At 69.7% G+C, this 20,093-nt stretch carries 15 protein-coding genes; 8 read left to right on the plus strand and 7 right to left on the minus strand.

The features are described 5' to 3' along the window. Positions 1 to 97: 97 nt before the first annotated feature. The 4 genes from ACGFIO_RS24220 to ACGFIO_RS24235 all read right to left on the minus strand — a co-directional run bounded on the left by ACGFIO_RS24220 (position 98) and on the right by ACGFIO_RS24235 (position 6,891). Positions 98 to 748 carry an aminodeoxychorismate/anthranilate synthase component II gene (locus ACGFIO_RS24220; protein WP_392828839.1) on the minus strand — a complete coding sequence of 217 codons (651 nt, stop codon included), beginning with the start codon at positions 746 to 748 and terminating at the stop codon, positions 98 to 100. Between the two features lie 4 nt (positions 749 to 752). Further along, a complete protein-coding gene (locus ACGFIO_RS24225; RefSeq protein ID WP_392828841.1) occupies positions 753 to 1,043 on the minus strand; it encodes a hypothetical protein in 291 nt (96 codons plus the stop codon). Positions 1,044 to 1,054: 11 nt separating this feature from the next. Beyond that, complete coding sequence (locus ACGFIO_RS24230) at positions 1,055 to 3,643, minus strand: class E sortase (protein WP_392828842.1); 2,589 nt, start codon at positions 3,641 to 3,643, stop codon at positions 1,055 to 1,057. Between the two features lie 2,438 nt (positions 3,644 to 6,081). Then, positions 6,082 to 6,891: a DUF881 domain-containing protein gene (locus ACGFIO_RS24235; RefSeq protein ID WP_392828844.1), complete on the minus strand. Its 810-nt coding sequence runs from the start codon at positions 6,889 to 6,891 to the stop codon at positions 6,082 to 6,084. Between the two features lie 197 nt (positions 6,892 to 7,088). On the opposite strand from ACGFIO_RS24235, the gene ACGFIO_RS24240 reads away from it, so the two are divergent. The 3 genes from ACGFIO_RS24240 (at position 7,089) to ACGFIO_RS24250 (ending at position 11,286) form a co-directional block, all read left to right on the plus strand. Further along, a complete protein-coding gene (locus ACGFIO_RS24240; protein WP_392828846.1) occupies positions 7,089 to 7,352 on the plus strand; it encodes a cell division protein CrgA in 264 nt (87 codons plus the stop codon). A 91-nt stretch (positions 7,353 to 7,443) separates the two neighbouring features. Continuing rightward, positions 7,444 to 9,519, plus strand: a complete 2,076-nt coding sequence (locus ACGFIO_RS24245; protein ID WP_392828848.1) for a heterodisulfide reductase-related iron-sulfur binding cluster — start codon at positions 7,444 to 7,446, stop codon at positions 9,517 to 9,519. 78 nt (positions 9,520 to 9,597) lie between these two features. After that, complete coding sequence (locus tag ACGFIO_RS24250) at positions 9,598 to 11,286, plus strand: RCC1 domain-containing protein (RefSeq protein ID WP_392828850.1); 1,689 nt, start codon at positions 9,598 to 9,600, stop codon at positions 11,284 to 11,286. Between the two features lie 64 nt (positions 11,287 to 11,350). Here ACGFIO_RS24250 and ACGFIO_RS24255 read toward each other — a convergent pair whose 3' ends face one another. Next, complete coding sequence (locus ACGFIO_RS24255) at positions 11,351 to 12,019, minus strand: GPP34 family phosphoprotein (protein WP_392828852.1); 669 nt, start codon at positions 12,017 to 12,019, stop codon at positions 11,351 to 11,353. 88 nt (positions 12,020 to 12,107) lie between these two features. Here ACGFIO_RS24255 and ACGFIO_RS24260 point away from each other — a divergent pair, with 88 nt between their 5' ends. From ACGFIO_RS24260 to ACGFIO_RS24270, 3 genes are all read left to right on the plus strand, one after another. Beyond that, on the plus strand, positions 12,108 to 13,433 hold the full coding sequence (locus ACGFIO_RS24260; protein WP_392828854.1) for a hemolysin family protein: 1,326 nt from the start codon (positions 12,108 to 12,110) through the stop codon (positions 13,431 to 13,433). Next, positions 13,426 to 14,460, plus strand: coding sequence for a hemolysin family protein (locus ACGFIO_RS24265; protein WP_392828855.1), 1,035 nt, complete (start codon positions 13,426 to 13,428; stop codon positions 14,458 to 14,460). Before ACGFIO_RS24260 ends, ACGFIO_RS24265 begins: the two co-directional genes overlap by 8 nt. 474 nt (positions 14,461 to 14,934) lie before the next feature. Then, positions 14,935 to 15,393 carry an excisionase family DNA-binding protein gene (locus ACGFIO_RS24270; RefSeq protein WP_392829023.1) on the plus strand — a complete coding sequence of 153 codons (459 nt, stop codon included), beginning with the start codon at positions 14,935 to 14,937 and terminating at the stop codon, positions 15,391 to 15,393. A 346-nt stretch (positions 15,394 to 15,739) separates the two neighbouring features. Here the strand turns inward: ACGFIO_RS24270 and ACGFIO_RS24275 are convergent, their stop codons facing one another. Next, positions 15,740 to 16,423, minus strand: a complete 684-nt coding sequence (locus ACGFIO_RS24275) for a Crp/Fnr family transcriptional regulator (RefSeq protein WP_392828856.1) — start codon at positions 16,421 to 16,423, stop codon at positions 15,740 to 15,742. 73 nt (positions 16,424 to 16,496) lie between these two features. Continuing rightward, positions 16,497 to 17,000 (minus strand): hypothetical protein, encoded by a 504-nt coding sequence (locus ACGFIO_RS24280; protein WP_392828858.1) that lies wholly within the window; start codon positions 16,998 to 17,000, stop codon positions 16,497 to 16,499. A 157-nt stretch (positions 17,001 to 17,157) separates the two neighbouring features. On the opposite strand from ACGFIO_RS24280, the gene ACGFIO_RS24285 reads away from it, so the two are divergent. Beyond that, a complete protein-coding gene (locus tag ACGFIO_RS24285) occupies positions 17,158 to 17,883 on the plus strand; it encodes a hypothetical protein (RefSeq protein WP_392828860.1) in 726 nt (241 codons plus the stop codon). Then, positions 17,876 to 19,972, plus strand: coding sequence for a hypothetical protein (locus ACGFIO_RS24290; protein WP_392828862.1), 2,097 nt, complete (start codon positions 17,876 to 17,878; stop codon positions 19,970 to 19,972). Before ACGFIO_RS24285 ends, ACGFIO_RS24290 begins: the two co-directional genes overlap by 8 nt. Positions 19,973 to 20,093 lie beyond the last annotated feature (121 nt).

Here is a 20,093-nt window from a genome sequence, read left to right on the forward strand (position 1 = left end):
CGCGGTTCTGTTGGCTTCGAGGGGGCACGTGCGTTGCCGCCCGCACCTTTCCGGGACGGCGTTCGGGTGTTTCAGTGGCGACGGTCGCGGGGGCGAATCAGGCGGTGGCGAAGGCCGCCCGGCGGCGGGACTCGACCTCGGCGGCGAGGGCCGGGGCGCGGTCCAGGGCGGAAGGCAGGCCGCAGGTCGCCAGCCAGTTGGCGAGCATGGTGTGGCCGCCCTCGGTGAGAACCGACTCGGGGTGGAACTGGACGCCCTCGACCGGCAGCTCGCGGTGCCGCATCGCCATCACGATGCCCGAGTCGGTCAGCCCGGTGACCTCGAGCTCGTCGGGCAACGTCTCGGGCCGCACGGCCAGCGAGTGGTAACGCGTCGCGGTGAACGGGTCGGGCAGCCCCGCCAGCACGCCGGCGCCCTTGTGGTGTACCTCGGACGTCTTGCCGTGCAGCAGTTCCGGCGCCCGCTCGACCGTGCCGCCGAAGGCCGCACCGATCGCCTGATGACCCAGGCAGACACCGAAGAGCGGCAGCTTCCCGGCGTACTCCCGAATCACATCCATCATGATCCCGGCCCGTTCGGGCGTGCCCGGCCCCGGCGACAACAGAACACCGGCCGCGCCGAACCCGGCGACGTCGGTCACCGTGATCTCGTCGTTGCGGCGCACCTCGCACTCGGCGCCGAGCTGGCCGAGATACTGGACGATGTTGAAAACGAACGAGTCGTAGTTGTCGATCACCAGGATGCGCATGCGATCACCCTCCCGGGATCGACGACGGGTGCGGTGCGTTCGACTCGGTGCTGTACGGGATGTCCTCGGGCGCGCCCTCGTCGCTGGGGTGCACCGCGTTCGGGTCCTGCTGGGCCGGCCCCTGATCCTGCTGCGAGCCGGTGCCCACCTGCACGTCGTCGAACGGCAGCAGCGGCGTCGCCCACGGGAACACCACATACCAGAGCAGCACACCGACCGCCGCCACGAGCACGACCGACCCGCTGATCTTCCCGGGCAGGCCGAACGGCAACTTGCGCCAGATCCAGGCGTACATCAGAACCTCTCCTACGACTTCTTCTTCGCCAGCTCCGGCGGCATGCCGGCATCCGAGAGGGTCTGGTCGCGGGTGGTGGTCGAGTCGAGCTGTGCGTGCACAATCAGTCGCTCGTAGTTGTTGAACTTGGGGTTGCAGGTGGTCAGCGTCAGCATCGCCTTGGTCGGCTTGGCCCCTGGCTTGTCCGGCACCGGCGCGACCACCTCGACGGCCCTCGGCAACACGACCTCGGTGCTGGTCACCTTGTAGATGAACCAGTCGTTCCGGGTCTCCACACCGATGACGTCGCCCTTCTTCAGCTCGTCGAGCCGCCAGAAGATCGACCGGATGCGGTGCCCCGCCACCGAGAAGTTGCCGATCTTGCCCGGCATCGCGGTGTCCGGGTAATGACCGGGTGCGAGCTTGATGTCCTGCGGGCGTGTGCCGTTGACGACCACCCAGTTCTTGTTCAACCGTGGGATGTAGAGGCGCCCGATCAGGCCCTTCCCCGGCGCGTCGGGCCCGATCGCCGGCGCACTCGACGGCCCCACCGTCGGCGAGTTCCACTCCTGGGCCAGCGCGTCGTTCAGACTCGACTGCTCGTCGTTGACCGCGGCCGTGTTTCCGAACACCTCGTACCCGGCGAACAACAACACGATCACCCCGAACGTGATCATCAACTCACCGGTCGCCCGGACGCCGGCGCGAACGCGAGAGCCCACCGTGGGCCGGGTCAGCTCGGAGTACACGCTCTTGTATCCGTCGCTCGTCTGCTCAGGACGCAACTTGACGACCTTCTCGCCCCGTTTCGGCACCGCGTCCTCTGCGTCTTCGTTCTCGATGGCCGGCTCGGCCGCCGCCTTGGCCGCCGCCGCGGCCACGTTGGCGGCCCCCTTGGCTTCGCCTTCGCGGGCCGGCTTGGCCTTGTCGCCCCTCATCGGCACGATCGGCAACAGCCCGGTCGGTGCGTCAGCGGTGTTGATGATCGCCGTACGCGCGGCGTCCGGCTCACCCCCACCGACCTGAGGGTAACCACCCGAAGCGGCCCGCCAGGCATCCCGCGCCGCAACTCCGGCCTCGACCAGCCCCGCGTCACCCATCCCACGCGTCTCGCCGTGCCCGCGCAAGCCCCGGCGTCCCTGACCTTCCTCGGGGCCGCCGCCACGCAACGCGCCAAGCCAGTCCTCGTCGGGGTCGTCGGCTCGTTGCTGCCAGTCGCCCGCACCAGCACGTCCGGCCCCTGTGCCGCCGACCTCGCCAGCGCCGCCGCCGAGATGATCAGAGCCGAGTCCTACTGCGCCGGGGTTGCCCATGCCGGGGTTGCCCATGCCGGGATTGCCCGGGCCGTGTCCTGCCGGGCCGTGTCCTGCCGGGCCGTGTCCTGCCGGGCCGGGGTTGCCTGGCCGTCGATCACCGACGGGTGTCGTGGCACCGTCGCTGGTGCGTCGTCCTCCACCGGACTGCCATTCGCTGGCCGCGGCGGCGCCGTTGTTGTGCCGCCCGCCGTCATGCTGCTGCTCCGTCTCCCACGCCGTGCCCGCGGCGTCGTCCGCGCGGCTCCGCCGTCCGCCGCCCGGCTGCCAGCCGATGGACGCGGCCGCGTCCGCCCGGCTGCGTCGCCCGCCGCCGGACTGCGTGTTGGGAGCGCCCCAGCCGTTGGTGGCGTCGTTGCCTTGGCCGCGTCCGCCTGCGCTGGCCTGCGAATCAGGAGCGCCCCAGCCGTTGGTGGCGTCGTTGCCCTGGCTGCGCGCTCCTGCGTCGGTGCCGGTCCAGCCGTTGGTGGCGTCGTTGCCCTGGCTGCGCGCTCCTGCGTCGGTGCCGGTCCAGCCGTTGGTGGCGTCGTTGCCCGGGCTGCTTGCTCCCGCGTCGGCGGCGCTCCAGCCGTTGGCTGCGTCACTGCGGTTGCTTCGACCCGCGCCGGACTGGTTCGGCCAGCCATCGGCGTTGTCCTCCCGGCTGCGCCGGCCGTTGCTGGGCTGCTCGCCGGGGGGCGGCCAGCCATTGGCCGCCAGGGTGCGGTCGTCGGCGGGTGACTGCCAGCCGTTGGGTTCTTGCTGGTCAGCAGGGGTATGCCAGCCGTTGGCGGGCGGTCGGCCGTCCGTGGGTGGCTGGGCGTTGGTCGTCGGGGCGACCTCCACGCGGCGGCGGCCGCCGGGCTGCTGGCCGGGACCGGGCTGCCAGTCGTCGGCCTGCTGGCGGCCGCGTCGGCCATCGTCGGTCGGCTGCCAGCCGTTGGGGTCGTTCGTGCCCTGATGACCGTTGTCGGAAGCTCGGCCGAATGCGTCCCAGGCCTCCGCGGAATCACCGACTCCGGCACGATTGATCCAGTCGTTGGCCAGACCGTTCTGGGCAGGGGTACGGGTCACAGGCTGCCCGCTCACCCTCGGCGAGACGTCTCCGCCGAAGTCGGGCCGCTGCTCGCCGGAACCACCTTGGCCGCTCATCCTCGGCGAGAGGTCTCCGCCGAAGCCGGACTGTGGCTCGCCGAAACCGCCCGGGCCGGGACGCGTGACGTCGTGCCGCTCGGGTGTGTCGTCGGGGCTGGTGAAGAACCGCGTCGAACCGCGTTGGTCGCCGACCATCCCGTCAGTGACGTTGCGGCCGCGCATGTCGTTCGCCACGCCCGGCACTGAAGCCGACACCCCGCCAACGGACGCCGACCCGGCCGGCGAGGTCCTGGCCGAGCCCGAGGACGTCTCGCTCGGCACGGAGGGAGTTCCGTTCGGGATCGACGCTGCCCCGGTCGGGGTCGCAAATGGCGGCGCTGGGGTCGGGGTGGCTCGGCCGGCCGAAATGCCGTTCGGCGTAACCCCGAGGCGGGCGGCGGTGTCGCCGGGTGCGCTCACGCGGGGCGGGGTTGCGTTCGGGTTGGTGCGGAGACCCGCGGCGGCGTCGCCAGGCGCGCCCATTTGGGCAGCGGTGACGTTCCGAGTGGCGCCGAGGTTGGTGGCGGCCTCAGTGGGTGCGCCCCTGTGGGGCGGGTTGGTGGCGGCGTCAGTGGGTGCGCCTCTGTGAGGCGGGGTGGCGCCGAGGTTGGTGGCGGTTTCAGTGGGTGCGCCCCTGCGAAGCGGGGTGGCGTCGAGGTTGGAGACGGTGTCGCCAGGCGCGTTCGTGCCGCGGGTGGAGGTGCCGTTCGGGGGTGCGGCGGCGAACGGCACCGGGCCGTTCATCGCGGGACCGGCCTGCGGCGCTGCGCGGTTGGCAGGGGGAGCCGCGTGCGGCGTCGTGCGGTTGGGCGGGACGGCCGGCGGTTGCGTGCGGCTCGGCGGAGCGGACGGCGGCGGCATGCGGTTAGGCGCGGGGGCTGCTGGTGATGCCGCGCGGTTGGGCAGGGGGGCGGCCTGCGGTGCTCGGCCGTTGGGCGGGGCGCCGAGGTTGGTGACCGTGTCGGCCGGCGTGGGCATCGTGGGGGAGCCGGTGCCGTTCGGCGTGGGCGCGGCGGGAGATGAGCTGCGGTTCGGCGTGGCGGCGAGGTTGGTGGCTGTGTCGCCGGGCGTGGCCGGGGGTGCGCCGGTCGGGGGTGCTGTGAGGTTCGTGACCGTGTCGCCGGCAGCCTGGGTAGGGCTCGCGCCGGGGTGGCGTGGGATGCCGGTTGGCGGCGCGACGGCTTGGGTCGGGCTGCTGAAGGGCTGGTCGGCGGCTGCCGGTGTGCGGTGGGGCTCGGGCCGGCTGTTTGACGGGACGGCGGAACGGACAACCGCCTGGTCGGGGGGCACTTGAGCGCGACGGCCGACGGTGGGGGCGGCCTCGGTTGCGGGCGTCGGGCCTACGGCCGGTCGGGGGTTGCGCCAGTCGTCGGCGTCGTCGAGCGGGCCGCCCGCGACGCCGCCGGCCGCGGCCCATTCGCTGTCCTGGCCGTCGCCGGCTACCGGCCAGTCCGGCCGGACGGAACGACGGCCGCCCAAGGCCTGCCCAGTGATCCCCTCGGCGATCCAATGGCTTGGCTCACCGTCTGCGTCCTCAGTGCCTGTAGGCGCCGCCCAGGGGCGCGCATCGGCGGCATTCACCTGGTCGGGGGAGCCGGCGGTTTGCGGAGGGACCGGCGCGGAGTCGATTTCCGCGTCGCTCTGGGGAGCGGCGTCTTCCAAGGATCGCGCACGTCGGCCGGTTGTCGCGAACGGGTCGCTCGGGGAAGCGGACGGCAGGCTCGGATCGGGCTGCGGAGTCCACGCTCCGGCGTCCGGCTCCAGGTCACGTCGAGGCACCGGCATGTCGGTCGCGGTCGGCCAGTCGCTGACGCCGGCCGGCCCGGTGGGGGTGGCGCCGTCGCGGCTGGGGCTCGATGCGGACTCTCCGGTGTGGAGGTCCTGGTCGGTCACCCAGGGGGCGTCAATCCGCGCACCGCCGGGGGCAGGCTGGGATGGCCAGGGGGTGTCGCTGGTCAAGCCACTGCCGGATGGGGGTGCGTCCTCGGCGGTGCGGGAGCGGGTGCGCTGAGGGAGTTGCTGCTCGGCGATGGGATGGGCGTCACCCGCACCCGAGTAGGACGGATCGCCGGACCAGAAACTGCCGGGAGCGTCGGGCTGCGGATGGCCGGAAACAGAAGCAGGGGGGTCGGGCCACGGATTGCCGGCAGCCGCGGGCTGGGCAGACCAGTCCATCTGGGCGGACGGGTGGTCGGCGGTTCCGGTCGCGCCGCCCGCCACGGGGAACTCGTCGCTGTTCCAGATGGTCTCGGCGGGGCCGGTCCAGGTGGCCGGTGCCTCGGCGCCATGATCACTGACGGTCCGCGGTGGAGCGGCGGGAGTGGCGTCGGGCCAGCCGTCTGGCACTTGCGCGGGTGCGGCGTCGGGCCGGCCGTCTGGCACTTGCGCGGGGGGCACGGGGCCTTGGTCGCCGGGGCGGCCGGGGACCTGGGTGGGACCCATCGAGGGATGGGGCATCGTGTCGTCGCCGAGGCCGCTCACCCACTCGCCGATGCTCGGCTTGGGTCGCCGATCGCGGGCTGCTCCCGTTGCGGATGGACCGGGGCCGGGATCAGCGGCCTGTGGTGGTTCAGTCGCGCTCGGTGAGGTCAACGCGTCCGGTGCTCTGTGACGTCCTGAGTTCGGCGGAACCGTCACTGACCGGTCCGCGCGGATCGGAGGTCACTCGACCCGTCGTACGCCCGCACTGTCACGTTCCTCTCGGTGGTTTCGGAATACCCGAGGCCGAAGTCGGCGACCGCATCTCGGAACTGCTGGACGCCCTCCGCGGACTCCAACGCTTGATGCAGTCTTGTGGGTTCGCCGATCGCCGTGATCTTGAACGGCGGCGAGAAGGGCTGGCCATGCAGAAGCAGTGTGTTGCCGACGCATCGTACCGCGCTCGTGGAGATGACCCGGATATCCATGATGGTCATCGCCTCGGCGCCGCCGGCCCACAGGGCGTTGACCACGGCCTGGACGTCGCCCTGGTGAACGACCAGGTCATCGTTCTTCGGGTTGTTCGGGCCGCCGTCGCCGACCCGGCGGGGCGAGTCGTTCAGGACGACGGTCAGGCCGGGGCCCTGGAGCTTGGTGAAGCCGGCCGCGGCCTGCATGCCGTCGGCCCGTTTCCGGGCCGCCCGGACCGGTGCGGAGACTTCGGCCAGGCGTTCGGTGTCCTGGTCGACCTGGGTACGCAGCTGAGCTGCCCGTGCCTCGCGTCCGTCGAGCCGCACCCGCTTGTCGGCGATCAGCTGGGTCACCTGAGGCCGCCGGTCGTCGCGGAGCGCCGTACCCCCAGCGGTTGTCGCCGAGGTGGTGAACAGCAGACCCGCGGCCAGGGCGATCAGCGGAACCCCGATCGACCATCCTCGCTGCCTCTGATCGCGCAGGCGGGGCCGGAGGCCGCCGGCGGCGCGCCGCAGCACGAGGCGCCACGAGGGGGCGCCGGTGGTGTACTCCACGCGCTACCCTCCGACGTCGTAAGTGGTCCAAGCGGAACGAAAGTTACCCCGGCGGGTGCCGGTCTGCGTGCCGCCTTGACTACGCTAGCTGTCGAACAGTATTCGCCACGGGCAGCATTCGGGGTCCCCGGAGCCGCTCAGCGGTGGGTTGTTCACCACACGTCCCGATTCGGGGATCCGCCCCGCAGGAGAGCACCGTGCCGAAGTCGCAGGTTCGCAAGAAGAAGGTCTACACGCCGCCGACGGACATCCGGCCGGCCGCTAACGCCAACAGCAAGAAGCCGAGTCCGGTGTGGCTGCCGGTCAGCGCCGTGACGCTGATCGTGCTCGGCATCGCGTGGCTGGTGGTGTACTACCTGTCCGAGCAGCAGTACCCGGTCGAGGCCTGGAAGTACTGGAACCTTGCGGTGGGCTTCGGTGCGATGGTGGCGTCTCTGGCGATCCTGGCCCGCTGGCGCTGACGACTGACGTACAAAGGGACGAAACGCGCCTGAAGTGTTTGTGCACTTTAGGTGCGTTTATTTTGAACTTACTGACGGGTAACATGCCGCCATGGGCACTGCGCAGATCATCGCCACCGTCTTGGCCGCCGCTGTCACGGTGGTCGCTGTCGTACTCGCGGTGCGTGCTGTCCGAAAAATGACCGCGGTCATCCGGCTCGGCCGGCCCGACCCGGCGCGTACCACCGACAAGGGCACCCGCGCCAGAACGATGCTGGTGGAGATCGCCGGCCACACCCGGATGCTCAAGTGGGGTGTGGTCGGGGCGGCCCACTGGTTCGTGATGGTCGCGTTCGTCGTGCTGTCGCTGTTGGTGCTCGAGGCGTACTTCGAGGTGGTCGGCCCAGAGCTGGGGCTGCCGATCATCGGCTCGTGGACGGTCTTCGGGTTCGCCACCGAGTGGATCGGCGTGTTAGGCCTGGTCGGGATCCTCTACCTGATCTACCGCCGGCAGAGCGACAAGGGCAAGAAGCGGAGTCGCTTCACCGGCTCGAACATGTGGCAGGGGTACTTCGTCGAGGCGATCATCGTCGCCGTACTCATCTGCGGGTTCCTGATCCGGGGTTTCAAGGTCGCGACGGATCACTTCGAGTACCCGCTGTGGGCCACCCCGGTCAGCCACGCGATCGGTAACGCGCTCCCGGCCTGGGAAAACGGGGCCACCTGGGTTGCCCTGGTCAAGATCTACATTTCGATGGCCTGGCTGATCACCATCGCGCTGAACGTGACGATGGGCGTCGCCTGGCACCGCTTCCTGGCCTTCTTCAACATCTTCTTCAAGCGTGAGCCGGGTAAGCCGGCCGGGTCGGGCCTGGGTCCGCTGCGGCCGATGATGAGCGACGGCAAGCCCCTCGACTTCGAGGAGGCCGACCCGGAGAAAGACCAGTTCGGCGTGTCCAAGGTCGAGGAATTCACCTGGAAGGGGTTGCTCGACTTCTCCACGTGTACGGAGTGCGGGCGGTGCCAGTCGCAGTGCCCGGCCTGGAACACGGCCAAGCCGCTGTCGCCGAAACTGCTGATCACGAGCCTGCGCGATCACGCGTACGACAAAGCTCCTTATCTTTTGAACAACGTCGACGTGCTGGCCGAAGCCGAGCGTCCCTTGATCGGCACCGCCGAAGAGATGGGCGTCATCGACCCGGACGTGCTGTGGAGCTGCACCACCTGCGGCGCCTGCGTCGAACAGTGCCCGGTGGACATCGAGCACGTCGACCACATCGTCGACATGCGCCGCTACCAGGTGCTGATCGAGTCGAGCTTCCCCTCCGAGGCCGGCGTGATGCTGCGCAACCTGGAGAACAAGGGCAACCCGTGGGGCGCGCCGCAGAACACCCGCGAGGACTGGACCAAGGGCCTGGACTTCGAGGTGCCGCGGGTCGGCGAGACCGAGGACTTCGACTACCTGTTCTGGGTCGGCTGCGCCGGCGCGTTCGAGGACCGCGCCAAGAAGACCACCCGGGCCGTCGCGACGCTGCTGCACGAGGCCGGCGTCAACTACGCGATCCTCGGCGAGGGCGAGACGTGTACGGGCGACCCGGCCCGCCGCATCGGCAACGAGTTCGTCTTCCAGATGCTGGCCCAGCAGAACGTCGAGACGCTGCAGGAAGCCAAGGTCAAGCGGATCGTCGCCACCTGCCCGCACTGCTTCAACACCCTGGGCAACGAGTACGAGCAACTCGGCCTCGAGGTCGAGGTCGTGCACCACACCCAGCTGCTCGCACACCTGGTCAAGGAGGGCAAGCTCACCCCGGTCCAGCCGATCGAGGGCGACGTCACCTACCACGACCCGTGCTACCTAGGCCGGCACAACCGGGTCTTCGACGCCCCGCGCGAGGTGCTGACCTCCGCCATCGGCAACGAGATCACCGAGATGCCGCGTAACCAGGAGCGTTCGTTCTGCTGCGGGGCCGGCGGCGCCCGGATGTGGATGGAAGAGAAGATCGGCAAGCGGATCAACGTCGAGCGCACCGAAGAGGCGCTGGCCACCGGGGCCAAGACGATCGCGGTCGGCTGCCCGTTCTGCTACACGATGATCGGCGACGGGGTCACCGGCCAGGGCGAGCAGGACAACGTCGAGGTCGTGGACGTCGCCACCGTGTTGCTGAGGTCGCTCAAGCAAGACGTCTGAGGCATCGGTCGCGTCAGGCGCCGGCCAGTCTGCCGAAACCGCCCCGGCGACGGTGACGCGTGTGTTTGCCTGATGCTGATGATCACCTCGACCCGCCGGTGGCGGATCCTCGCCGCGGCGACGATCGCGCTCCTCGTACCGGCCGCTGCCGCCGCACCCGCCCACTCCGCTCCGGCGGACGACCCGCCGCTGGTCAAGGCCTTGAAGGCGCAAGCCGAACTGTTCAAGCAGCGCAGGATCACCTCGTCGCTGCAGGACGGCTACCCGGGCGGCCTGTCCATCGCCGCGGGCGGCACGATGTCCTGCTCGACGGCCACCCCCACGCTCTGGTGCTGGGGTGCCGGCGACCCCGACCCGGCCACCCCGGCCACGCCGATCGAGGTGGCCGGCACGGTCGCCGCCGGCCGGGCCCACCAGTGCGTGTTGCAGTGGTTCGACGAAAGCGACGAGGGCGGCGACCTCTACTGCTGGGGTGACAACACGTACGGCCAGGTCGGCGACGGGACCACGACCGACCGCCCGGCCCCGGTCAAGGTGCTCGACCACGTGCTCCAGGTCGCGGCCGGGGCCGACCACACCTGTGCCGTCCTCGATGACCAGACCCTGAACTGCTGGGGCCGGAACGACAGCGGTCAGCTCGGCCAGGGCAGCGTCGGCGTGCCGGTGACCTCGCCGCAGGCGGTGCCCGGCCTGACCGACGACGTGATCGATCTGGCCGCTGGTGGCGACACCACCTGCGTGATCGACGAAAACCTGGTGGCCGGCTGCTGGGGTTCGAACTCGGACGGGCAGATCGGCGACGGCAACGTGAGCGCGACGCCGGTGCCGACGCCCACCCCGGTCGACGTGTCCGGGGTGCCGAACGCCGACCTGACACAGATCACCGTCGGAGCCCGGCACACCTGCGCGACGACCGAGCGCGGCAAGGCCATCTGCTGGGGTTCGGACGCGCACGGCCAGCTCGGCGACGGTACGCCGCTGACCGACCACCCACTGCCGGTGGTCGTACCCGGCCTGAGTGACCTCTATCTGATCAGCGCCGGCGGCGACAGCAACTGCGCGATCGACCAGGACGGCGTCGCCACCTGCTGGGGTGACAACGGCGGCGGCCAGCTCGGCGTCGGCGACCGGGTCGACCGCCCGGCCCCGGCCGCCGTGGACATGACCAAGGTGCTGGGCTCGCCGATCCTGGCCGACCTGATCGGCGTGGACGAGGGCATGCTGGCCGAGATCTCGATCGGGGCCGGGCACGCCTGCGCGATCGACACCGGCGGCAACGTGTACTGCTGGGGCGCCAACGCCGACGGCCAGCTCGGTGACGGCACCACCACCGACCATCTGGTTCCGGCACCGACCAGGCTGCTGCCGGGCCTGGCCACCGGGGTGCAGGCGCAGGCCCGGGACGCCGAGATCGGGGTCGACTGGGACGCGCCGGCCGACCTCGGCGCCGGCACCTTCGACACGTACGGCGTCATCGCGGTCGCGGAGAAGGAATTCGAGCAGTGCGTCTCCGACGAGACCGGCTGCACGATCACCAACCTGGTCAACGACCAGGAGTACGCGATCTTCGTGGCGACCGTGACCAGCGCCGGCGCGGCCATCTCGCCGGCGGTCCGGGCGACCCCGCACGGGCAGCCGTCCCCCGCACCGGTCGCCGGCGGTGGCGGCGGCCAGCTGCCGATCACCGGCGCCGCGATCTCCCTGCTCCTCGCGATCGGCGGCGCGATGATCATCGGCGGTTGGCTGATCCGCCGCCGGGCCTCCTAAGGGCCGCCCGCGGTTTCCTGAGAGCCGCCCGCGGTTTCCTGAGAACCACCCGCGGTGACGTTTCCTAAGAACCACCCGCGGTGGCGGCGGTGGCGGCCGTACTGGCTGTGACCGCCGCCATTACCGCCGCCTGGACCTGCTCGATCGCCTTCTTCACGGCGGTGGCCGCCCATTCGCCCTGCGAGATCTCTCTCAGCCGCGCCTTGACCCGTCGGCGGTCCAGGTCGGCGAAGACCTTGCGGTCCAGGCCGGTCGCGGCGACCAGGGCGCAGAGCGCGGCGGTACGCGGCTCGACCGGCCCGTCGCCGGCCACCGCGGCCCGCATCCGCTGCCGGGCATCGGTCTCGGCCGCCGGTTCGACGCCGTGCGTGGCCGGATATCTCGTACGCGGGAAGATCAGCAGCACCTTGCCTTTCTCTTCCCGCACCACGCCCTGAGCGACCAACCCGGCCATCACCTGACCACGGGTGTCCTTGGCCAGCTTGGCCACCCAGTCCTTGGGCTTGCGGGGTCTGTCCTGGGCGATGCGCAGCAGGGCGGCATCGAGCATCGGGTGCCCGGCCGGGGACGGATCACGGACCACCACCCGGTCGCTTTCGACGTCGATCCTCTCTGTCATCGCCAGCTCCAGCAGCAGCGCGCCGCCGAGACCGTTGTCGAGGTGCATGCCGTCGGTGACCGGGGTGCCGTCGTCCGCGTACCCGATCAGGGCTAGCTCTTCGATCAGGTTCATTCACCGACCGTAGCGCCGGCTATCAACGTCCGCTGGCCGACAGCGCCGGGCCCGGCACTGGCAGAATGAGGGCCGAGGTGAACCGATCATGGACGGCCTGCTCCTGACCGCGGTGCTCCCCCTGGTGGCGTTTGTGCTGCTCACGGCGGGCAACGCGTTCTTCGTGGTCGCCGAGTTCGGTCTGGTCACGGTGGACCGGGCCGAGATCGACAAGCGTGCCGCCGGCGGTGAGCGCCGCGCACGTACCGTCCAGCACGCTCTGCACGAGTTGTCCTTCCAACTGTCCGGCGCGCAGCTCGGCATCACCATCACGACCGTGCTCACCGGCTACCTGGCCGAGCCGGCCCTGTCCCGGGTCATCACACCGGTGATCGAGCCCGTCGCCCGGGGCGCCACCGACACCGTGACCCACGTGCTCGCCCTGGTGCTGGCCACCCTGCTGTCGATGCTGTTCGGGGAACTCGTACCCAAGAACGCGGCCCTGGCCCGCCCGATGCGTGCCGCGCTCTCCGCGGCCATGCCCCTGCGTACCTTCGCGCGGCTCTTCCGGCTGCCGATCGGCGTGCTCAACGGTTCGGCCAACTGGCTCGTCCGCCGCCTCGGCATCGAACCGCAGGAAGAGCTGGCCAGCGCCCGCAGCCCCGAGGAACTCGGCCTGCTCGCGGCCATCAGCGCCCGGGCCGGCGCGCTACCGACCGAGACGGCGACGCTGCTGCGGCGCACGATCCGGTTCGGCGAGAAACGCGCCGCCTGGGCGATGACCCCACGCGTCGACGTGGTCGGCCTCAAGGTGACGGCCAGCGTCGCCGACCTGCTCGCGCTCTCGATGGAGACCGGCCACACCCGGTTTCCGGTCTACGAGACCACGCTCGACCTGGTCACCGGCGTGGCGGCGGTGCCCGAGGCGCTGGGTGTCGCGCTCGCTCAGCGGGCCACCACTCCGGTCTCGTCCATCGCACGGGAACCGGTCTACGTGCCGGAGAGCCTCGACCTGGACAAGGTGCTGGCCGCCCTTCGCGCCGCCGACGCCGACCTGGCCATCGTGGTCGACGAATACGGCGGCACCGACGGCGTGGTCACCGTCGAGGACCTGATCGAGGAACTGGTCGGTGAGATCTCCGACGAGTACGACGTGGACCTGCCCGAGACCGGCACGCAGGTGCTGACCGCGCCCGGCGCGTTCCTCGTCGACGGGCTGCTGCGCGAGGACGAGGTGCTCGAACAGACCGGGTTCGCGCTGCCCGAGGGCCCGTACGAAACACTCGCCGGTTTTCTGCTGGCCCGCCTCGGCCACATTCCGGTGCCCGGCGAGTCACTGACCGAGGACGGCTGGGAGTTCACCGTGACGCAGGTCGACCGGCACCGCATCGAACAGGTCCGGGTGGTCGCCCCCACGGAGCCGCTCGATGCTTGAGCTCCTGGTCACGGCCCTGCTGCTGCTGGGCAACGCGCTGTTCGTGGGCGGTGAGTTCGCGCTGATCGCGTCCCGGCGTACCGCCCTGGAACCGCTGCTGCCGGCCAAGCGGGCCCGCTGGGCGCTGGCCGCGATGAGCCAGATCCCCCTGATGATCGCCGGCGCGCAGCTCGGCATCACGATCTGCTCACTGGGCCTCGGCGCGATCTCCGAGCCGGCCCTGGCCCACCTGCTCGAGGGCCCGTTCGAGGCGGCCGGCCTGCCCGCCGGCACGGTCCATCCGGTGGCGTTCGTGCTGGCCCTGGGCGTGGTGGTCTTCCTGCACACGGTGGTCGGCGAGATGGTTCCCAAGAACATCACGCTGGCCGGCCCCGAACGCTCGGCGCTGATCCTCGGCCCGTTCATGCTCGCCTTCTGCACGGCGACCAAGCCGGTGCTGACCGCGATGCGCTGGCTGGCCCGCCAGGTCCTGACCCTCTGGAAAATCGAGGCCACCGACGCGGTGAAGACGGTATTCACAGCCGAGGAACTGGCCGGCATGGTCACCCAGGCCCGCACCGAGGGCCTGCTGGGCACCGAGCAGTACGAGCGCATCCACGCCGCGCTCGGCCTGAACGACCGCACCGCCGCCGACACGCTCCGCCCGTGGACCCGCGTCACCACCGTCACCGACGACATGACCCCGGCCGAACTCGAGACGGTCGCCACCAACAGCGGCCGCTCCAGATTCCCGGTGGTCCAACGCGACACAAGGCGCGTCCTCGGCTTCGTCCACATCAAAGACATCCTCGGGTACGACGAAAGCCAGCGCCGCCGCGCCATTCCCCCCGAGATCATCCGCCCCCTGGCGGTGATCCCACCCGAGCGCTCCCTGGCCGACCTCCTCCTGACCATGCGCCGCGACCGCCGCCACATCCTCCTGGTCAGCGACGGCCGCCGTCCCCTGGGCGTGGTCACCTTCGACGACGTCCTCCACGCCGTAGTCGGCGAACCGTCCCACACCGCATCCCCGGCTCCCGCCCCCTGACCACTTCCGCAAGCCGGCGTTGCGATCATTGCGCCGCCGACGAACTCGCGGAGCGTCGAGGCCGTCCGATCCGGACGATCACACGTGCTCGGACATAGCGTGCCGCCCGCACGGCTCAGTCGCCGCTTGATCGGACCACTACGAACGCCAGTTGCATTCGCTCGATGGTTCCGCGGACCGACTACGTATCGATCATCTGTCGTAGCACGGCCTTCACGGCTGAAATCTCGTCGTCGCCGAGCACCCATGCTGGCCGCTGTCCCTGCAGACGCGACCGGGCGACGGTCCGGACCTGCTCAGTGACCACGAATCCCACCGGCCGGCTAGCGGGGTGCACCGGAACGCGGTGCAGCCAGCCACCGTGCCGCCCCTGCCGGGTCGAGCACCGTCACTGCAGCCTGCCGGGTCACCGCGACCCGTCGTTGCGTTTAATTCGAATGTTGCGGATAATTCGAATACGGTGAGGGGGTGGCAATGACAACAGCGGCAGTCAGCCCGGTCAGCCCAGACGAGGATTCGATCGCGGTGGCCGCGGAGGCTCTGCCCCGCGTGCAGGATTATCTCCGCCGGCACACCGAGGGACACGCCGTGGTCCGAGTGGTTGACGGCGAGGACGGCGAGCAGTTGGTCGTGCCGCGCGGCGCCGTTGAACTGCTCGCACGAGTGTTGGCGCACATGGCCAACGGGCACAGCGTCTCGGTGGTGCCGGCTCACGCCGAGCTGACCACACAGCAGGCGGCGGAGCTGCTGAACGTTTCGAGGCCCTACCTCATCGGGCTGCTGGAGGCAGGCGAGATCGAGTATCGAAAGGTCGGGACTCACCGCAGGGTGCTGGCCGGCTCGGTCTTGAGCTACAAGCACCGAGAGGACCTGCGAAGACGCTCCGCAGCCGATGAACTGGCGGAGCTTGCCCAGGACATGGACCTGAGTTAGTTCATGGCTTCGTTGTCGTCTACGACGCAAGCGTCCTTTATCCGAGCACTCTGCGGGACCTATTGATCCGGATCGCTCAGTCGGGTCTCGCGCAGGCGAAATGGACCGACCACATTCTCGACGAGATGTTCGATGCGCTTCGGAGGCAACGACCGGATCTCGACAGTTTGCGGCTCGGCAGAACTCGTGAGTTGATGGGGCGCGCGGTTCGCGACTGGAAAATTACCCATTATGAGGTCCTTATCGATGCAGTGGGTGCGTGTCGCACCCACTGCCAGCTGGCTCGTAATATTTCGATGCGCCCGGGGCTGAATGCGAAGGCCAACGACGCCTTGGTAGGCCGGTGTCAGGGGGTGTCCGCGCACTGCTGGAGGGCGGCGGCGTCGCGTACCAGCATCCGGCGGTAGCCGGTGGCGACGATGCCGGCCATTCGCAGGTCGCGCAGGGCCTTCTGCAGCGTGATCTCGGCGGCGCCGCACATGGTCGCCAGCTCGTCCTGGGTCAGGTGGATGTCGACGACGATGCCGTCGCGGTCGCGATAGCCGTAGGCGTCGGCGATCTCCCATAGGACCCGGGCCAGACGGATCTTGACGGGGTGGGCGGCGAAGTCGACGCGGCGGCGATTCGCAGTGCGCAGGCGGTTCGCGACGATGCCAGTCAGTTCCATGGCCGCGTCGGGGTGGCCGCGAAGGAAGGCGCGGAGCTCACTACGCTGGATGATCCGGATCTTCGAGGTTCGGCACGTTGTCACGGTTGCCGAGCGCGGCTCGCCATTGAGAGCGGACATCTCACCGACTATGTCGCCCGAGACCCGGACATCGATAAGGGCTTGGCGGCCGTCGGTCATCGCCACAGTGACCTTCGCGAGAGCGTCGTCCAGGAGGATCACGTGTGACTCGTGGATGCCCTCGCGCAGCAGGACCCGGGACGCCGCCGCGGTCCGCTCGATTCCCAGCCGGAGCAGCGCGCGGCGACTCGTTTCGTCGATGCGGCGCAATAGCGTGCCGGGTAGCCAGGGGGTGTCGGTCACACTCCGCCTCCGCGCGGTCCAGGTTACTGACTTTCCGTACAATCCTGACTACAGCACGCCATCAGCGTCTGCGCTACATGGCGATCGCCACGATGGCGGTGAGCACCGTCAATTTCCCCGCCGCGAGCATGGCGACGGCCACGGCGAGGCGGGCCTGCCGTACCCGAGAATGTTTTCCACTGCGTAACTGGCCAGGGCCGATACCCAGATCCCACGCCTCGTTGCGCTGCTCACAGACGCCGGTCGGAGCGGGTCGCGTGGCGGTGAAGGCGAAACGGTTGGCGCGGCTGGCCGCGGACAGGCGCGGCGACACCGCCGCCAGCAGATGCCAGCCGCCAACGGCCAGGGCGGCAAGCCAGACGACAGCCGCGACGGCGGTGGCGGTCAGCATGGCCGTGCTGTCGCAGCGGCCCAGGGTCGGTGCCTGCTGCAGGACGACGACAACCGAACCGCCCAGCAGGCCGAGCATGATCTGCGCCTTGGCGTCGGCGTGGCGGATCGTGGCCTGCAACGACGTGGCGGGGCATAGGGCAGAGCGGAGGTCGACGTGGACGTCGGACTGAGCGGCAGGGGTCATGCCATTTAGTGCATCCCGCGACACCGGAGAGAAGGCCTCTTCTTATGTGGTCGGGCCAAAGATCAGGTTACGGACAACCCATAGAAGTAGGTAGTTGGTTAGTGGCCGCATCGGTAGGAAGGAGTGCGACCCACACCTCGTCATCGAAGGGCCCGTCATGCAGGATCCGCACCGCCGAGTCGTCGTCGCCGTGGACATGGAGAGCTATAGCAAGCGCAGCAACGTCTTACAGCATCGCGCCCAGGTCGCGTTTAAGCAGATCATGGAGAAGGCCTGCGCAGAGGCCGGACTCGACCGCAACGGCTGGCGCATCCAGCCAGGCGGTGACGGCGAGTTGGCCATTCTGCCGCCGCAGGTCAGCGAGCGTGCGGTTGTTGGGAGGCTCGCGCCGGTCATCGATCGGCTGCTGCGGGAACACAATCAAGGGCTGGCGCCCGACGCCAAGGTCCGGCTACGTCTCGCGGTCCACCAGGGACTCGTTCATCTGGACGGTGCCAACGGCTATCCCAGCGACGCGGTCGTGCACGTCTGCCGGTTGAACGACTCGCCGCAGCTCAAGCAGATGCTGCGGACCCACCAGGGAGCGAACGCCGTACTGATCGTGTCGGACGCGGTCTACCGCGACGTCATCGTGCACTACCAAGATCTGCGCCCGGACCAGTTCGCCGAGGTGGTGGCCGAGATCCCGGACAAGAACTTCGCCGCCACGGCATGGATCCATGTGCCGGGCGAGACCCCGGGGGACGGCGGTCCCCGGATGGACGAGCCGCGCCCGGTGCCGCCGGCCCCGGCTCCTGCCGCCGGACAGGTCTTCCACGGCGTTACCACTCACGGGCCCACTCAGTTCGGCAATCACAACACTATGGGGACTTCCCGTGGATGACGAGCAACCGCAGGAGCCGCCCGGCGCTTCGGAGTCTCCGCCGGAGCCCGAGGCGCCGCAGGAGGACGACGGGGCCGCCATCGACCCCGACGCGCTGAGAGTCGACCCGGACGTCGCCGAGGAGTTGTTCGGCGCACGCTACACCGCCCCGACAACCGTTCTCACCGATACGACCACGGTCGGACCGGCTCAGCTCGGCTCGGACAACACGATGACGAACAACTACTACGGGGAGAAGCCACTCGACCCGATCATCGGCGAGCTTCCCGGTGTCGAAGGCCTACAAAAGGTCTATGCGCAGACTGACGCCGACGAAGCCCTAGATGCCCTGTTGGCGGAGCGATCGACGGTCTGCCTCCTCGGGCCTCGGAACTCCGGGCGTTTCAGTACGGCTCGAGCCGCGCTCGCCCGCCGGTACGGCCCACATCACATTCACGAGGTGGTGCTGCCCACCGGCGTACCGCCCGAGAGGCTGACCGGGACACCGGATCTGGTGGCGACAGACAGCGGGTTTGTGATGAGGCTTGCGGAGGGCGATCAGGTCGCTGTGATGCGCAAGCTCGCGCCCCTGTTCCGCAGCCGGAAATCGAGCCTTCTACTGATCAAGGAAGGCCGGCCGCGACAGTGGGACCGGCACGGCGGTGAGGTACCGCACCGGGCACCCGATCCGATCGCCGTCTTCAATAACCGTCTCGCTGCGCTGCCGTCCGCCGTGCAGCTGACGGTTGAGGAATGCCGGCCGGCGGTGGACGCGGCACTCAAGGCGACCTACGGACCCAAGGAATGTGTCGCTCTCGCGACGGCGATCACCATCAAGCAACCGTCAGACCCGGAGGCTTTGGACGCCATCCTCCAGCAGTCCCAGCCGAAGCGCCGGGAACGCGCTTCGGAGATCCTGCTGCCGAAACCGGACGGGCTCGCGGGGCGGCGCCGGGCGAGCCAGCACGAGCGGGCCTTCCGGTTGGCGTACGCGGTTTTCCGGCGCCGCCCGTTGCACTACGTCTTCGAAGCCGCGAACCTGCTCCTGCGGGAGATCGACAGCGCGGCGCTTCGGCCTGACTGGGGCAACATGGCACTACAGCATCCGGTCCTGCATTTGCTCGGTGGGGAGTTGGAGAAGGACTGGTTGGCCGCCTCCGAACCAGGCGCCGAGCATGTCGGGTCGTCCCGTACCGCGTGGATCCGCGATCCCGGCCTGCGTGGAGCGATCATCGATGTGGCCTGGCACGACTTCGACGGCACCCGTCTATCCCTGCTGAGATGGCTTGATCGGCTGGGCCGGGACAACGACGAGGTCATGCAGCGGGCGGCCGCCGAGGCCGCCGGGCTGCTCGCGGATCACGACTTCGCCCGGGTGTACCAGGATCTGATCGACGACTGGGCGAAGTCGCCGAGGAGAGCGGTCCGTCAGGCCGCGGCGTGGGCGCTGACCTACTCGGCTAAGGGTGGCGACGCGGCACCCAAGGTGCGTGCCAAACTCCGCGAGTGGTGCTCCGGGAATTACAAGTACCAGCACGACACAGCCGCACGCGTCTATGCGAGCGGCTTCGAACAGCCGATTCTGGCGTGGAGCATGCTGGATCTGGCGCGGATCGCCGAGGACAAGATGCAGGAGCCCCGCCACGCGGTTGCGGCGGCGGTGAATCAGCTCTACCGCCCGGAGCGGGCCGGCAGGATCCTTGACGAGCTGAATTGCTGGCCACTCGCCCCGCCATTCCGCGTGCATGTCGCGCGGGCGGTTGTGGCGCTGACCGCCCGGATCGAGTCGATGTCCCTCGACGGCCGGCCCGATCTGCTGCAACGGATCGTCGAAGGGCGGGTCGACCCCGAGGCGCTCGGTCGCCTCTGGCGCGGCGGGTTCTTCGACTCGGCCTACGCGCCGGAGGCTGCGACCACGCTCGCTTCGTGGATTAGTTACGCGGACGGCAACGACGACATGCGGAAACATGTCGTCGCCCTGCTCGACGCGATCATCACGACCCCGGCGAACCGTCGCCGGGTCACCTTCTACCTGACCAGAACGCGCGAACTCGCCCATGGCATCCCGGAGTGGGCACGGCTGGAAGGACGGACGACCCATGAGCGTTGAGACCGGCCCGGTGAGGCCTTCGGTGGGGTGGTGGTTGCGGTTCAGCGCCTGGCTCGGCCGGATCTGGCGGGCGTTCGTCCGGGCGTTGAGCCCACCGAGACCGGTGCCGCCGGCACTGGTC

This window comes from Actinoplanes sp. NPDC049265 (genome assembly GCF_043197135.1).
Lineage (GTDB): Bacteria > Actinomycetota > Actinomycetes > Mycobacteriales > Micromonosporaceae > Actinoplanes.